This window comes from Streptomyces sp. CB02980, assembly GCF_014451325.2.
In the GTDB taxonomy this organism is placed as follows: Bacteria; Actinomycetota; Actinomycetes; order Streptomycetales; family Streptomycetaceae; genus Streptomyces.
On the sequence record NZ_JACSCH020000027.1, the window covers coordinates 14,758 to 29,029 of the forward strand.

Sequence of the window (14,272 nt, forward strand, 5' to 3'; positions counted from 1 at the left end):
GCACACGTCGGGGCACAGGTCGGGGCACGGGCCGGTGCACCGGCCCGACGCAGGTTCGGCCGCCGACCTGGAGACCCACGCCGTCGCTCACACCCTCGGCAGCGTCCTGATCGGGCGTACCGCAAGCAGCGCCCCCACCACGAGCACCGCGATCCCCGCCCCCACCAGCAGCACCTCCTCGGTGCCGACCGCCGCCGCCACCGGCCCCGACAGGGTGCGGCCGACGCCCATCATCAGGAGCGAGCCGGCCACGTCGTACGCGTGCATCCGGTTCAGGGCCTCCTGCGGCACGTGTGTCTGCACGGCCGTCGACCACATCACCAGCCAGAAGGCGAAGGCCGCGCCACCGATGAACTGGCCCGCGCCGAGCAGCGCCACGGGCGCGCCGAGTCCGAGCAGCGCGAGGTTCACGGGGAGGCCGAGGAGTGCGACCGCGCCCGCCGCGAGGGGGGTGCGCGGGCGCAGCCGGAGGGCGAGCAGGCCGCCGACGGCGCTGCCCGCACCGTTGACGGCCATGAGCACGCCGTACGTGGCCGAGCCGTGGTCCTCGGTGACCAGGCTCGCGGTCAGCGGCACCATGGGGCCGGCCACGGTGAGCCCGTACACGGTCCAGATGGCGATGACGCCCCAGAGCCAGTTCCGTGCCCTGAACTCCCGCCAGCCACCGATGAGTTCGGCGCCGAGGGAATCGCGCCGCAGGGAGTCGGAGGGGATCGGTGCGATCCGCATCAGGGTGAGGCAGAGGGCGCTGACCGCGAACGTCGCGCCGTTGACGGCGAAGGCGGCGCCCGCGTTCCACACGGCGACGAGCACGCCCGCCGCCGCCGGGCCCGCCATGATCATGAGGGCCTCGACGACGCGGAGGACGGCGTTGGCGCGCTGCACGTCGGGGGCGATGCGCGGGATGGTCGAGGCGACGCCCGGCTGGAAGAGGGCGGCTCCGACGCCACTGAGCACGGAGAGGATGTAGACCGCCCAGAGGGGCGGGCCGCCGAGCGTGAAGGCGACGGCGAGGACGGCCGCTCCGGGCAGCCGCAGCAGATCCGCGAGGATCATCATGCGGCGGGCGGTGAAGCGGTCGGCGAGGACGCCGCCGAAGAGGACGAAGAGCGCGAAGGCGGCGGTCCAGCCGCCGAGCGCGTAGCCGACGGTGGCGCCGGAGTGGCCGGCGCCGAGGAGTCCGGCGGCGAAGGCGACCGGGACCATGCCCTCGCCGAAGACGGCGACTCCCCGGGCGACGAAGAAGAGCCGGAAGTTGCGGTTCCACAGTGCGGGCGGCTCGGCCGGGGCGGGAATCCGCTCGGCGGCCTCAGACTTGTACGTGTTGTCCGTCACGGAGAGGTAGACCTATCACCACGTGGTCTACACCACCACTGAATTTCGACCGATCTCCGGAGGGAGCACCGCCCGTGCCGCCGTCGTCCGAACCGCCCCCGCACCGCGTCGCCGTGCTCGCGCTGCCCGGCCTCCTCCCCTTCGAGCTGGGCATCCCGCACCGCATCTTCGGCCGCGCGAAGGACGCCGGGGGACGTCCGCTGTACGAGATCGTGACCTGCGCCCCGGTCGCGGGCCCCGTCCCCACCGACGCCGACTTCTCGATCCACGTCGAGCACGGCCCGGAGGCGCTCGCCACCGCCGACACCGTCGTCGTACCCGCCTCGTACGAGCTCGGCCCGGTCTACGACGAGGGACGGCTCACCGGCGAACTGGCCGCCGCGCTCGCCCACATCCGGCCCGGCACCCGGCTCGTCTCCATCTGCACCGGCGGATACGTGCTCGCCGCGGCCGGGTACCTGGACGGACGCCCGGCCACCACCCACTGGTCCTCGGCCGAGCACTTCCAGCGGCTCTTCCCGCGCGTACGGGTCGACGCCGACGTGCTGTTCGTCGACGACGGCGACGTCCTCACCTCGGCGGGCGTGGCCGCCGGGATCGACCTGTGCCTGCACATCGTGCGCCGCGACCACGGCACGGCCGTCGCCAACGACGTCGCCCGCAGGACCGTCGTACCGCCGCACCGGGACGGCGGTCAGGCCCAGTACATCGAGCGACCCCTGCCGGAGGCCGGGACCCACACCACGACCACCGCGCGGGCCTGGGCCCTCGCCCACCTGCACGAGCCGATCCAGCTGCGGGACCTGGCCGAGAAGGAGGCGATGAGCATACGGACGTTCACCCGCCGCTTCCGTGACGAGGTGGGCATCAGCCCCGGCCAGTGGCTCACCCAGCAGCGGGTCGAACGCGCCCGCCATCTCCTGGAGTCCACCGGCCTGCCCGTCGACCGGGTCGCGCAGGACGCGGGGTTCGGCACGGCGCAGTCGCTGCGGGTGCACCTGATGAGCGCGATCGGGGTGACGCCGACGTCCTACCGGCGGACGTTCCGGACGGCCGCGTCCGCCGCCTCGGACACCTCGGACGCCTCTTCCTGAGGCCGGGGCCGAGGCCGATCGCCGTCCTCTCGCTCCCGGACGAGCCGCCGCTCCCCCGCCGCGCCGATCAGGATGAGCAGGCCGGTCAGGCCGACCCCCCAGAGGATGGCCGTGGACGGCGCCACGACCTTGAGCAGACCGCCCGCAAGGGTGCCGCTGGCCGCGTAACCGGCGCCCACCGCCGCGTACATGACCGAGTACCCGGCGGCGAGCGCCGACGGCGGCAGGAGCTCTCTGAGGGCCAGGTTCCGGGCCAGGCTCGCCGGGGCCTGGAGGAGCCCGGCCGCGACCAGGGCAACCGCCATCCCCGCCGCCGAGGGCAGTACGGCGACCAGGGCGACGCCCGAGGCCACCGCGAGGACCAGGACGAGCGACTGGACGGTCAGCGTGCCGGGCCAGCCGGCCCGGAGGCCGTAGGCGAACGCGCCGACCGCCGAGCCGATCGAGAACCCGGCGAGCAGCAGACCCGCCCAGCCGATGCCGATCCCCCGCTGTTCGAGAAGGGCGGGCAGGATCAGCTCGGCGAGCGCGAGCAGCGTCAGACCGGCCGCCCCCAGGACGTACACCGGCCAGGCCCGGAGCAGCGCCCGCCGCGTCGACGCGCCGTCCCCCTTGGCCGCCTGCTGCCAGCCGGGCGGGAGCGCCCACAGCCCGGCGACGGACAGACCCATCAGGGCCCCCATGAGCAGCAGGGGTACGGCGGGGTCGACGCCGAGCGCCAGGCCGGTGACGAGGGCGGGAGCGGCGGCCCAGATGCCGAAGGTCAGCACCGACTCCATGCTCATCGCCTGGGTCACGGCCCGCTCGGGGACGAGGCTGGTGAGGAGCGCGCGCAGCCCGCCGGGCACGGCGGCGGGCCCGGCGCCGCCGAGCAGGGCGAGGGCGGCGAGCACGACGGGGTGCGCCCCCGGCACGAGCCCGAGACCCGCGAACCCGGCGGCCCCGACGGCGAGTCCGGCGACGAGCTGCGGCCGGGCGCGCTCGGCGTTCAGCCGCAGGCCGAGGACGGGCGCGGCGACGATCTCCCCGATGACGTACGCGGCGGCGAGCACGGCTCCGAGCGAGTACCCGCCGGGGCGCTCCCGGACGAGGAACACGAGGGCGAGGGGGGCCATGGCGACGGGGAGCCGACCGGCGACGGTGACGGCGGACCAGGCGAGAACGGGACGGGTGGCGAGCTCGCGATAGGACATGCTCAGGACCGTAACGACGGACACCCGTGAGGCCCACCTCGTTTTCCCCGCCTCGTCCTCCGGGGCGCGCACCCTCTCCGCCCTCCCCGGCGTCCTGTTCCACGGACTCCTGCCCGCCACCACCCCCGGCCGGACCACCGGACCGGGCTCCCGACGCGAGGTCGACGCATGAAGCACACCACCAACCCCCGTCACGTGATCTTCGGCTCCGGTGCCGTCGGCACGGCCGTCGCCGAGGCGCTGGTCCGTCAGGGGGAGTCCGTACGCATCGTCAACCGGTCCGGCCGGGCGGACGTCCCCGACGGTGTCGAGGTGACGGCCGGTGACGCGGCCGATCCCGCGTTCACCACGGCCGTCGCGGCCGGCGCGGCCGTCGTCTACCAGGCCCTCAACCCGCCGTACCACCGCTGGCAGCAGGAGTTCCCCGCCCTCCAGGCCGGCGTGCTCGCCGCGGCCGAGGCGAGCGGCGCCCGGATGGTCTCGATGGACAACGTCTACAGCTACGGGTCGCCCGGGGGCCGCCCGTTCACCGAGGAGACCCCCGACGCCGCGACCACCCGCAAGGGGAGACTCCGGGGCCGGATGGCCCAGGACCTGCTCGCCGCCCACGGGGCCGGGCGCGTGGAGGTGGCGATCGGGCGCGCCTCCGACTACTTCGGGCCGCGCGGCGGCGCCCAGTCCAACCTCGGCGACCTGGTCTTCCCGGCTCTTCTCGCCGGGCGCACCGCCACCGTCCTGGGCGATCCGGACCAGCCGCACACCTACACCTACATCCCCGACATCGGGGAGGCACTCGCCCTCCTCGGCCGGCACCCCGACGCCCCGGGCCGCGTCTGGCACCTCCCCAACGACCCGCACACCCGCACGACCCGGGAACTCGTCGACCTGGCCCACCGCGCCACCGGCCGCCCCGGCTCCGCCCGCCTGCGCCGGATGCCGACGGCGGCGCTGTACGTGATGGGCGCGGTCAACCGGACCGTGCGCGAACTGATCGAGATGCGGTACGAGTTCGCGGAGCCGTTCGTCGTCGACTCCGCGCTCGTCAAGGAGCGGCTCGGCGCCGTCGCCACCCCGGTCGAGGAGGCCATGGACCGGACCGTGGCGGCGTACCGCGCCCTCAGAAAGTGAGGACTCCCCGGGCCACCTTGCCCGCCTCCGCGTCCTCCACCGCCCTCGCGAACTCCTCCACCGGGTACGTGGCGGTGACGAGTTCGTCGAGGAGGAGGCGGCCCGAGCGGTACAGCTCGGCGTAGAGCGGGATGTCGCGCTGCGGGCGGGAGGAGCCGTACCGGCAGCCCAGGATCGACTTGTCCAGGAACATCGCGGCGGGCAGGAAGCTCGCCTCCGCCTTCGGCGCGGTCATGCCGAGGAGGATCGCCTGGCCGTGCCGGTCGAGGAGGTCGATCGCGGTCCGGACGAGCCCGGTGTGCCCGACGCACTCGAAGACGTGGTCGGCGCCGGTGGGGAGGATCTCCCGTACCCCGTCGGTGGAGGTCAGGAAGTGGCTCGCCCCGAACTGCCGGGCCACCTCCTCCTTCGCCGGGTTCGTGTCCACGGCCACGATCGTCAGCGCGCCCGCGATCCTCGCGCCCTGGAGGACGTTGAGCCCGATCCCGCCCGTGCCGATGACGACGACGGTCTCGCCCCGTCCGACCCTCGCCCGGTTCAGTACGGCCCCGACGCCGGTGAGGACACCGCAGCCCATCAGGGCCGCCGAGGTCAGCGGGATGTCCTGCGGGATCCTCACGGCCTGGACCGCCTTCACGACGGTCCGCTCGGCGAACGACGAGTTCGACGCGAACTGGTAGAGCGGCCGCCCGCCCCGTGAGAACGGCTGTCCCGGCATCCCGATGGCCTTCCGGCACATGGTGGGCCGTCCGCGGTCGCAGTCCGCGCAGGCCCCGCAGTTGGCGAGGGTCGACAGGGCCACGTGGTCGCCCGGGACGACGTGCGTGACCCCTGGTCCGACCGCCTCGACGACCCCGGCGCCCTCGTGCCCGAGGACGACGGGAGGGGGGAAGGGGATGGTGCCGTCGACGACCGACAGATCGCTGTGACACAGTCCGGCCGCCGCGATCCCCACCAGCACCTCGCCCGGTCCGGGGTCGCGTACCTCCAGGTCGTCGACGACCTGGACCTGCTTCCCGTCGAACACCACACCCCTCATGAGCCGTTCCCCTCGCTCGCGTCGGTACGGGCGCCCGCGCCGGGGCCCGCGGCGCCGCCCGCGCCCGGGCCCGCGCCCGCGGCGCCGCCCGCGCCCGGGCCGGTTCCCGTGCCCGCGCCCGTGTTGGGGCGGTCGCCCGCCGCCGCGGCCCGGGCCATCTCCTCCAGGCGCGCCAGCATCGGCATCGGGTCCACCCCCACCGTCCCCGGCAGGAAGTCCGCGATCCGCTCCGGGGTCCAGGCGCCGCCCTCCGCGTATCCCGCCCGCAGCTCCCTGGGCTGCGCCCAGACCGCGATCTTCGGGCCGGCGATCGTGTAGACCTGGCCGGTGATCCTCTCCTCGCGGGCCCGCTCGGAGAGCAGGTAGACCACGAGGGCGGCCACGTCCTCCGGCTCCCCGATCTCCTTCAGCTCCATCGGGACGTTCGCCGACATCCGGGTCCGCGCCACCGGCGCCACCGCGTTCGCCGTCACCCCGTACTTGTGGAGGCCGAGCGCGGCCGACCGTACGAGGGAGATGATCCCGCCCTTCGCGGCCGAGTAGTTGGCCTGCGCCACCGAGCCCTGGTGGTTGCCGCTCGTGAAGCCGATCAGCGTCCCGGTCCCCTGGCGCCGCATGATCGCCGAGGCCGCCCGGAAGACCGTGAACGTGCCCTTCAGATGCGTCGCGACGACCGGGTCCCACTCCTCCTCGGACATGTTGAAGAGCATCCGCTCGCGCAGGATGCCCGCCACGCACACGACCCCGTCCAGGCGCCCGTACTCGGCGAGGGCGACGTCGACGACCCGCTGCCCGCCCGCCATCGTCGAGATGTCGTCCGCCACCGCGACCGCCGTGCCACCCCCCGCCTCGATCTCCTTCACCACCGAAAGCGCGATCTCCGAGGTCGGTTCACCGCCCTCGATCGACACCCCGTAGTCGTTGACGACGACCTTCGCGCCCTCCGCCGCGCACGCGAGGGCAACGGCGCGGCCGATGCCCCGCCCCGCGCCCGTCACGGCGACGACCTTGCCAGCCAAGAAGTTCCCCACGCCCGGCCCCTCCCGCAGTTTCTGACGGTCCGTTAGATTCATTCGTCGTCAGGATTCTACGGTCCGTCAGATACCGGAAAACAAGACCCCGGAGGCCCCGATGTCTCTGCCCGCCGCATTCCACGAGATCGCCAAGCGCGTCAACAACTGGGGCCGTTGGGGCCAGGACGACGAGATCGGCACCCTCAACCTTGTCACCGACGAGGTCGTACGGGAGGCCGTCGCCACCGTCCGCACCGGCCACCGCGTCCCCCTCGCCGTCGACCTCAAGCAGGACGGCGTCCAGACCGGCATGATCCCCGGCCGGGTCAATCCGCTCCACGTCATGGTCCAGATCAACCAGGAGCTCTTCGGCCCCGGCACGGTCGCGACCAGCGACGACGCCGTGACCCTCGGCCTCCAGGCCGGCACCCACTGGGACGCGCTGACCCATGTCTCCCACTCGGGCCACCTGTACAACGGCCGCCCCGCCGCCACCATCACCCCGCACGGCCGCTCCGAGTTCAGCGGCATCCACACGGCCCGCCACCTCGTGAGCCGCGGGGTCCTGCTCGACGTGGCCGCGGCCAAGGGCCTGGACCGCCTGCCGGGCGACCACGCCGTCACGCCCGAGGACCTGGACGAGGCCGCCGACTTCGCCGGGGTGACCGTACGGTCCGGCGACATCGTGCTCGTACGGACGGGTCAGATGCAGTCGTACCTGGCCGGCGACCGGCACGGATACGCCTTCCCGTCACCCGGACTCTCGATCCGTACGCCGGAGTGGTTCCACGCCCGGGACGTCGCGGCCGTCGCCAACGACACCCTCACCTTCGAGATCTTCCCACCGGAGATCGAGGACCTGTGGCTGCCCGTGCACGCCCTCGACCTGGTCGAGATGGGCATGCTCCAGGGGCAGAACTGGAATCTGGAAGCTCTGTCCACAGCCTGTGCACAAGAGCGGCGCTACGCCTTCCTGCTCTCCGCGATGCCCGAGCCCTTCGTGGGCGGTACGGGCACACCGGTGGCACCGGTCGCCATCCTCTGAGTACCGGCACCTCGACGGGTGGCGGCGCGCTCGGCTCGGCAGCCGTCACCCGCCACCCGGCCGCGAAGGTCAGTGGTGCACCCGGCCGCGAACCGTCAGCAGTGCACCCGGCCGGGCGCCACCGACACCCCCGGGCCCGAACCGGGACCGACGCCCGGACCGTGCCCCGAACCACGCCCCGAGCCCGGCCCCAGACCCGGCGAAGGCGCGGCCGGAGCCGGGTCCACCTCGCACCAGATGCTCTTGCCGGCGCCCTCGGGCTGCCAGCCCCACCGGTCCGCGAGGCCGTCGACCAGCTCCAGGCCGCGCCCATTGGTGTCTTCGCCCTCCGCGTGCCGGGGTCGCGGCGGGCGGTCGCTCGCGTCCGCCACCTCGACCCGCACACCGCCCTCCGCCGCGAACAGCATCCGCAGGACGGCCGGACAGCCGGTGTGCACCACCGCGTTGGTCACGAGCTCGGAGATGATCAGCACCAGCGTCTCGGCCAGCGGCTCGTCATCGCCTATGCCCGAACCGGCGAGCCGTGACCGGGCCCACCTCCGGGCTCGCCCCACCTCCGCCGGGTCCGGCCCGACCTCCAACTGAACCTGAAGCACCTGCACCGCTCACACCATCCGAACCGGCGGACACATCGCCTCGCGCCTCACAGCCATCGACGCCCTTACGGAACGTGATTCCCTTGTGAGACAGCATGGTTGACGTACAGTCACCGCAACAAGCGCTTCGGGCATATTCCAGCGCGAAGGAGTACGCGTAGTCCATACTGTGCGACGCACGCTGCGGGGAGTCGAACAGGAGCGCGCGGAGCGCCTCCTCGGGGCGCGAGCGGCGCGCATTCCCGGGCCCGGAGTCACCTCAGGGGCGACACCGGGACGATCCGGGCCAACGAGCACTCGCATCCCACGGAGCGTACCGGAGCCGGAGGCCGACTCCGGGCCGTGACGGCCCCGCCGAAGGACACAACCAGATATCAACATTCCGTGACCCGGCGGGCGCGGAGAGCGATGCCGGGAGTCACAGTCCGGCGGCCACCGCCTCCTCGGCGCGCGCGGCGGGCAGGCGCAGCTCGGCCCGCACCCAGGCGCGCTTGAGATGCAGATGGACGTCGGCCTCCCAGGTGAAGCCCATGCCGCCGTGGATCTGGAGGCAGTCGCGGGCGTTGGCGGTCGCGGCCTCGTCGGCGAGGAGCTTGGCGCCGGCGATCTCGACGGGGTCGGCGGTGAGGGAGGCGGCGCGGACGGCGGCGCGGGCGAGCTCGGCACGGACGAGCATCCCGGCGCAGAGATGCTTGACGGCCTGGAACCCCCCGATGACCTGCCCGAACTGCTCCCGCCTGCGGGCGTAGGAGACCGCCGACCCGGCAGTGGCCTCCGCGCTGCCCACCTGCTCGGCGGCGGTGAGCAGGACGGCCTCGAGACTCGGCTCTCCCCCGCCGCCGGGGGCGGGCACGGGCACCCGGTGCAGCGGTGTCAGCGGATCCACCGACCTCATCGGTACGGCCCCGGTGGTGTCCCCCAGCACCACATCCGCCTCGTCCAGCCAAGGAACCAGCCCCTCGGACACCTCGGTCACCACCACGTCCCCCTCCGCCGCCCCCGGCACGACCCCCGCCGCCATGTGCGTGGCGACCAACGGCCCCGGCAGCAGCACCCGCCCCGCCTCCTCGAACACGAGGACCGCCTCCGGAAGGCCGAGGCCCACACCCCCCTCCTCCTCCGGGACGCGCAGCGCGAAGAACCCTGCCGCGCCGAGCTCCCGCCACAGGTCGCGGTCCAGCGTCCCGCCGGAGTCGACCGCCGCCCGCAGTGCCTCCCGGTCGAAGCGGCCTTCGAGGAGGTCCCGTACGCCGCGCCGCAGGGCCGTCTGGTCCTCGGTGAGTCGGAAGTCCATGGCGGGAGTCACCGGCCCTTCGGCAGGCCGAGGATGCGCTCGGCGACGATGTTGCGCTGGATCTGGGAGGTGCCGGCCGCGATCGTGTACGAGAGCGAGGACAGCCGGTCGAGGGTCCAGTCGCGGCCGAGGTCGAGCGCGTCGGGGCCGAGGACGGCGGCTGCGGCCTCGTACAGCTCCTGGCGGGCGTGCGAGTAGTGCAGCTTGAAGACGGAGCCGCCCGCGCCGGGCACCCCGCCGGTCGCCTGCGCCTCGCTGACGTTGGCCTGGACGATCCGCCACAGGGCCCGGAACTCGGCGGACAGCCTGCCGAGGCGGCGGCGCAGGACGGCGTCGTCCCAGGTGCCGTTCTTCCGGGCGGTGCGGGCGAGTTCGCCGAGGAGGCGGCGGCAGGCGACGACCTCGCCGACGAACGCGGTGCCGCGTTCGAAGGAGAGGGTGACCATGGTGACCCGCCAGCCGTCGTTCTCCTCGCCGATCCGGTTCTCGACGGGCACCCGTACCTCGTCGAGGAAGACCTCGGCGAACTCCGTGGATCCGGCGAGCGTCCGCAGCGGTCGTACGGTGATGCCGGGGGCGTCCATGGGCATCGCGAGCCAGGTGATTCCCCGGTGTTTGGAGGGCGCGTTCCCCTGTCCCGTCTCGGGGCCCGTCCGTACGAGCAGTTCGCACCAGTCGGCGACCTCCGCGTGCGAGGTCCAGATCTTCTGGCCGGTGACGACGTACGCGTCCCCGTCCCGTACCGCCCGGGTCCGCAGCGAGGCGAGGTCGGAGCCGGCGCCGGGCTCGCTGAAGCCCTGGCACCAGACCTCGTCGCCGCGCAGGACCGGCGGCAGCCAGCGGGCGCGCTGTTCGGCCGTGCCCTCGGCGGCGATCGTCGGGCCCGCGTGGAGGAGGCCGACGAAGTTGGCGCCGACGTAGGGCGCCCCGGCGAGTTCGGTCTCCTCCAGGAAGATCAGCCGCTGTGTCGGGGAGGCGTCCCAGTGCACGTCGGCGTACCCGGCGTCGTACAGCCGGCGCTGCCAGCCGCAGTCGTACGCCCGGCGGGCCGGCCAGTCCATCGGGTCGGGTCTCGGCGGGAGTCCGGGCAGGGTCGCGGTGAGCCATTCCCGGAGCCGGGCGCGGAACTCCTCCTCCTCGTCGGTGCAGGAGAGGTCCATCAGGCGATGCCCCGCCCGAGGTCGGCAGCCCGCCCGAAGCCGAGGCCCCGGTCGAAGTCGAGGTCGAGCATGCGGATGGCGTTGCCCCGCATGAGCTTGTAGATCGTCTCGTCGTCGAGGCCCTGGACGTGGTCGAGGGCGACCTCCTTGGTGTGCGGGAAGGTCGAGTCGACGTGCGGGTAGTCGGTCTCGAAGGTGGCGTTGTCCCGCCCCACCACGTCCAGGGAGGCGATCCCGTGCTTGTCGCGGAAGAAGCAGCAGAAGATCTGCCGGTAGTAGTACGTGGACGGCGGCTCGGGGATGAGGTCGCGGACGCCGCCCCAGGCGCGGTGCTCCTCCCAGACGTCGTCGGCGCGCTCCAGGGCGTACGGGATCCACCCCATCTGGCCCTCGCTGTAGGCGAGCTTGAGCCGGGGGAACTTCACGAGGACCCCGCTGAAGAGGAAGTCCATCATCGAGGCCATCGCGTTGTTGAAGCTGAGCGAGGCCTGGACGGCGGGCGGGGCGTCGGGTGAGGCGGCGGGCATCTGGCTGCTGGAGCCGATGTGCATGTTGACCACCGTGCCCGTCTCCTGGCAGACGGCGAAGAAGGGGTCCCAGTGGCCGGAGTGGATCGACGGCAGGCCGAGGTGGGTGGGGATCTCGGAGAAGGTGACGGCCTTGACGCCGCGGGCGGCGTTGCGCCGGATCTCGGCGACGGCGAGGTCGATGTCCCAGAGCGGGATGATGCAGAGCGGGATGAGCCGGCCGCCGCTGTCGCCGCACCACTCCTCGACCATCCAGTCGTTGTAGGCGCGCACGCAGGCGAGGGCGACCTCCTTGTCGTGGGCCTCGGCGAAGGTCTGGCCGCAGAAGCGGGGGAAGGTCGGGAAGCAGAGGGAGGCCTCGACGTGGTTGAGGTCCATGTCGGCGAGGCGCGCCCTGGGGTCCCAGCAGCCGCGCCGCATCTCGGCGCGGGTGATGCCTTCCAGGGTCATGTCGTCGCGGTCGAAGCCGACGGCGGCGATGTTGCGCTTGTACGGGAACTTGAGGTCCTCGTAGATCCACCAGTCGGTCGGCGGGCCGTCCGGGTCCATCGTGATCTGGTACTTGCCTGCGACGTAGGCGAGCTCCCCGATGCCGGCCGTGAGGGGCTGGGGCCCGCGGTCGCGGTACTTCTTCGGGAGCCAGGTCTCGAAGAGGTGGGCGGGCTCGATCACGTGGTCGTCGACGCTGATGATGCGGGGCAGTTCCGTCATGACCCCTCCATGTTTCTGATGGACCGTCAGATCTGACGGCATCAGGCTAGCCCCGCGCCCCTGGACCGACAAGCGCCCGGCCTCTACGCTCACCGGACGATCTGACGGAACGTCAGCCAAGAGGAGTCCGGTCATGGATCAGACCGCACACGCCCTGGGCGCGGCCCGCACGCTCTGGGAGCTCGTCGAGCGCCGCGCCGCCCTCACCCCCGACCGGCCCGTCCTCCTCCAGGGCGACCGGGTCCTCACCTTCGGCGGGCTGCGCGAGCGCGCCGAGCGCTGCGCCGCGGGGCTCCACGCCATGGGGGTGCGTCCGGGCACGGTCGTCGCCTGGCAGCTGCCCACCCGCATCGAGACCGCGGTGCTCTCCTTCGCGCTCGCCCGCATCGGAGCCGTACAGACGCCCGTGATCCCCTTCTACCGGGACAAGGAGGTCGGCTTCGCGCTGCGCGAGTCCAAGGCCGAGTTCTTCGCCGTCCCCGGAATCTGGCGTGGATTCGACCATACGGAGATGGCCCGACGGCTCGGCGCGCACGGGATCTTCGAGGCGTACGAACCCGATTCCCTGCCCGACGGCGACCCGGCGGTGCTTCCCCCGCCGCCCTCCTCCGGGACCGACGTCCGCTGGATCTACTGGACCTCGGGCACGACCTCCGACCCCAAGGGCGTCCTGCACACCGACCGCTCGCTCCTCGCGGGCGGCTCCTGCCTCGCCCACGCGCTCGAGCTCACCGGGTCCGACGTCGGCTCGATGGCCTTCCCGTACGCGCACATCGCCGGGCCCGACTACACGGTGATGCTGCTGCTGTACGGATTCCCGGCCGTCATGTTCGAACAGTTCGCGCTGCCCGACGCCCTCGACGAGTACCGGCGGCACGGGGTGACGGTCGCCGGCGGCTCCACCGCCTTCTACTCGATGTTCCTCGCCGAGCAGCGCAAACAGCCCGGCGAGCCGGTCATCCCCACCCTGCGGCTGCTCGCGGGCGGCGGGGCGCCGAAGCCGCCGGAGATCTACCACGCGGTACGGAAGGAGCTGGGCTGCCAGCTCACCCACGGGTACGGCATGACCGAGGTCCCCATGATCACCATGGGCGCGCCCGGCGACACCACCGAGAACCTCGCCACCACGGAGGGCCGCCCGCCGGCCGGCATGGAGATCCGGATCACCGGCTCCGGCGAGGTGCGACTCCGCGGGGAGGCCGTCTGCCGGGGCTATCTGGACCCGGCGCAGACGGCCGCCGCCTTCGACGAGGACGGCTTCCTCATCACCGGCGACGTCGGACACCTCACCCCGAGCGGGCACCTGGTCCTGACCGGCCGCATCAAGGACATCATCATCCGAAAGGGAGAGAACATCTCGGCCAAGGAGATCGAGGACCTCCTCCACCGGCACCCGGACGTCGGCGACGCCGCCGTCATAGGCCTCCCGGACGCCGAGCGCGGCGAGCGCGTCTGCGCCGTCGTCGAACAGCCCCCGGGAGCCGCCCCGCTGACCCTCCCGGTGGTGACGGCCTTCCTGCGGGAGGCGGGCCTGTCGGTCCACAAGCTGCCGGAGCAGCTGGAGGTGGTGGACGGACTCCCCCGCAACGAGACGCTGCGGAAGGTGCTGAAGTACCGGCTCAGGGAGCGATTCGGTCGGTGACCTGCTGTCTGGGCACGGACACGTCGGCGAGCTCCGCCGTCCCCGTCAGCGCGCCCGGCACGTCCTCGTACACCTCGAAGAGGCGCCGGACGCCGAGCGCGGCGAGGACCCGGCCGACATGGCCGTCCCGGTCCTCGGGGAGGATCAGGCGCAGCCGGCCGCCGCAGGAGCGGAGCAGCCGGCGGGCCGCGATCAGCACGCCCACCCCGCTGGAGTCGCAGAACCGCACCGCGGACAGGTCGATCACCAGGTCGTGGCGGCCGCCCGCCACGGCGTCGTGGACGCGGCGGCGTATCCGGGGCGAGGTGACCAGGTCCATTTCGCCCCGTACACGGAACACCGTCCAGGAGCCGTACTCGTTCTCGTCGACCTCGATCGTCGTCACGGTCGCCGCCTGCCCCACCGGCGCCGTCCGAAACCCCCGGACGCGGGGATGACGCTTTCCTTACCATCCGGGCCCGCGTCAAGGGCGCACTTGCGGCAAACATGCGTGCG

At 73.0% G+C, this 14,272-nt stretch carries 14 protein-coding genes; 5 read left to right on the plus strand and 9 right to left on the minus strand.

Annotated features, from left to right (window positions below):
• Nucleotides 1-87: 87 nt before the first annotated feature.
• Complete coding sequence (locus E0F75_RS36745; protein ID WP_374115500.1) at nucleotides 88-1,335, minus strand: MFS transporter; 1,248 nt, start codon at nucleotides 1,333-1,335, stop codon at nucleotides 88-90.
• Between the two features lie 74 nt (nucleotides 1,336-1,409).
• On the opposite strand from E0F75_RS36745, the gene E0F75_RS36750 reads away from it, so the two are divergent.
• Nucleotides 1,410-2,429, plus strand: a complete 1,020-nt coding sequence (locus E0F75_RS36750; RefSeq protein ID WP_229315317.1) for a GlxA family transcriptional regulator — start codon at nucleotides 1,410-1,412, stop codon at nucleotides 2,427-2,429.
• Here E0F75_RS36750 and E0F75_RS36755 read toward each other — a convergent pair.
• Nucleotides 2,366-3,622: an MFS transporter gene (locus tag E0F75_RS36755; protein WP_229315318.1), complete on the minus strand. Its 1,257-nt coding sequence runs from the start codon at nucleotides 3,620-3,622 to the stop codon at nucleotides 2,366-2,368. The genes E0F75_RS36750 and E0F75_RS36755 overlap by 64 nt on opposite strands.
• Between E0F75_RS36755 and E0F75_RS36760 the strand changes: the two genes are divergently transcribed.
• Together E0F75_RS36760 and E0F75_RS36765 are read left to right on the plus strand one after the other, a co-directional pair.
• Nucleotides 3,621-3,794, plus strand: a complete 174-nt coding sequence (locus E0F75_RS36760) for a hypothetical protein (RefSeq protein ID WP_229315319.1) — start codon at nucleotides 3,621-3,623, stop codon at nucleotides 3,792-3,794. The genes E0F75_RS36755 and E0F75_RS36760 overlap by 2 nt on opposite strands.
• Nucleotides 3,791-4,750: an NAD-dependent epimerase/dehydratase family protein gene (locus E0F75_RS36765; RefSeq protein WP_229315320.1), complete on the plus strand. Its 960-nt coding sequence runs from the start codon at nucleotides 3,791-3,793 to the stop codon at nucleotides 4,748-4,750. The genes E0F75_RS36760 and E0F75_RS36765 overlap by 4 nt, the downstream gene beginning before the upstream one ends.
• On the opposite strand, the gene E0F75_RS36770 is transcribed toward E0F75_RS36765, so the two are convergent.
• Both E0F75_RS36770 and E0F75_RS36775 read right to left on the minus strand, forming a co-directional pair.
• Complete coding sequence (locus E0F75_RS36770) at nucleotides 4,740-5,789, minus strand: Zn-dependent alcohol dehydrogenase (RefSeq protein WP_229315321.1); 1,050 nt, start codon at nucleotides 5,787-5,789, stop codon at nucleotides 4,740-4,742. The genes E0F75_RS36765 and E0F75_RS36770 overlap by 11 nt on opposite strands.
• Nucleotides 5,786-6,820 carry an SDR family NAD(P)-dependent oxidoreductase gene (locus E0F75_RS36775; RefSeq protein ID WP_229315322.1) on the minus strand — a complete coding sequence of 345 codons (1,035 nt, stop codon included), beginning with the start codon at nucleotides 6,818-6,820 and terminating at the stop codon, nucleotides 5,786-5,788. Before E0F75_RS36775 ends, E0F75_RS36770 begins: the two co-directional genes overlap by 4 nt.
• A 100-nt stretch (nucleotides 6,821-6,920) precedes the next feature.
• Here E0F75_RS36775 and E0F75_RS36780 point away from each other — a divergent pair, with 100 nt between their 5' ends.
• Nucleotides 6,921-7,847 carry a cyclase family protein gene (locus E0F75_RS36780; protein ID WP_229315323.1) on the plus strand — a complete coding sequence of 309 codons (927 nt, stop codon included), beginning with the start codon at nucleotides 6,921-6,923 and terminating at the stop codon, nucleotides 7,845-7,847.
• 95 nt (nucleotides 7,848-7,942) lie between these two features.
• Here E0F75_RS36780 and E0F75_RS36785 read toward each other — a convergent pair whose 3' ends face one another.
• The 4 genes from E0F75_RS36785 to E0F75_RS36800 all read right to left on the minus strand — a co-directional run bounded on the left by E0F75_RS36785 (nucleotide 7,943) and on the right by E0F75_RS36800 (nucleotide 12,135).
• A complete protein-coding gene (locus tag E0F75_RS36785; protein ID WP_229315324.1) occupies nucleotides 7,943-8,449 on the minus strand; it encodes an ATP-binding protein in 507 nt (168 codons plus the stop codon).
• A 412-nt stretch (nucleotides 8,450-8,861) separates the two neighbouring features.
• A complete protein-coding gene (locus tag E0F75_RS36790) occupies nucleotides 8,862-9,737 on the minus strand; it encodes an acyl-CoA dehydrogenase family protein (protein WP_229315325.1) in 876 nt (291 codons plus the stop codon).
• A gap of 8 nt (nucleotides 9,738-9,745) precedes the next feature.
• Nucleotides 9,746-10,897 carry an acyl-CoA dehydrogenase family protein gene (locus E0F75_RS36795; RefSeq protein ID WP_229315326.1) on the minus strand — a complete coding sequence of 384 codons (1,152 nt, stop codon included), beginning with the start codon at nucleotides 10,895-10,897 and terminating at the stop codon, nucleotides 9,746-9,748.
• Nucleotides 10,897-12,135 (minus strand): amidohydrolase family protein, encoded by a 1,239-nt coding sequence (locus E0F75_RS36800; RefSeq protein ID WP_229315327.1) that lies wholly within the window; start codon nucleotides 12,133-12,135, stop codon nucleotides 10,897-10,899. Before E0F75_RS36800 ends, E0F75_RS36795 begins: the two co-directional genes overlap by 1 nt.
• A 133-nt stretch (nucleotides 12,136-12,268) precedes the next feature.
• Here E0F75_RS36800 and E0F75_RS36805 point away from each other — a divergent pair, with 133 nt between their 5' ends.
• Nucleotides 12,269-13,777 carry a class I adenylate-forming enzyme family protein gene (locus tag E0F75_RS36805; protein WP_229315328.1) on the plus strand — a complete coding sequence of 503 codons (1,509 nt, stop codon included), beginning with the start codon at nucleotides 12,269-12,271 and terminating at the stop codon, nucleotides 13,775-13,777.
• Here E0F75_RS36805 and E0F75_RS36810 read toward each other — a convergent pair.
• The gene (locus tag E0F75_RS36810) at nucleotides 13,755-14,162 is read right to left on the minus strand and encodes an STAS domain-containing protein (RefSeq protein ID WP_229315329.1); all 408 of its coding nucleotides are present in this window, start codon (nucleotides 14,160-14,162) and stop codon (nucleotides 13,755-13,757) included. The two genes, E0F75_RS36805 and E0F75_RS36810, sit on opposite strands and share 23 nt — an antisense overlap.
• Nucleotides 14,163-14,272 lie beyond the last annotated feature (110 nt).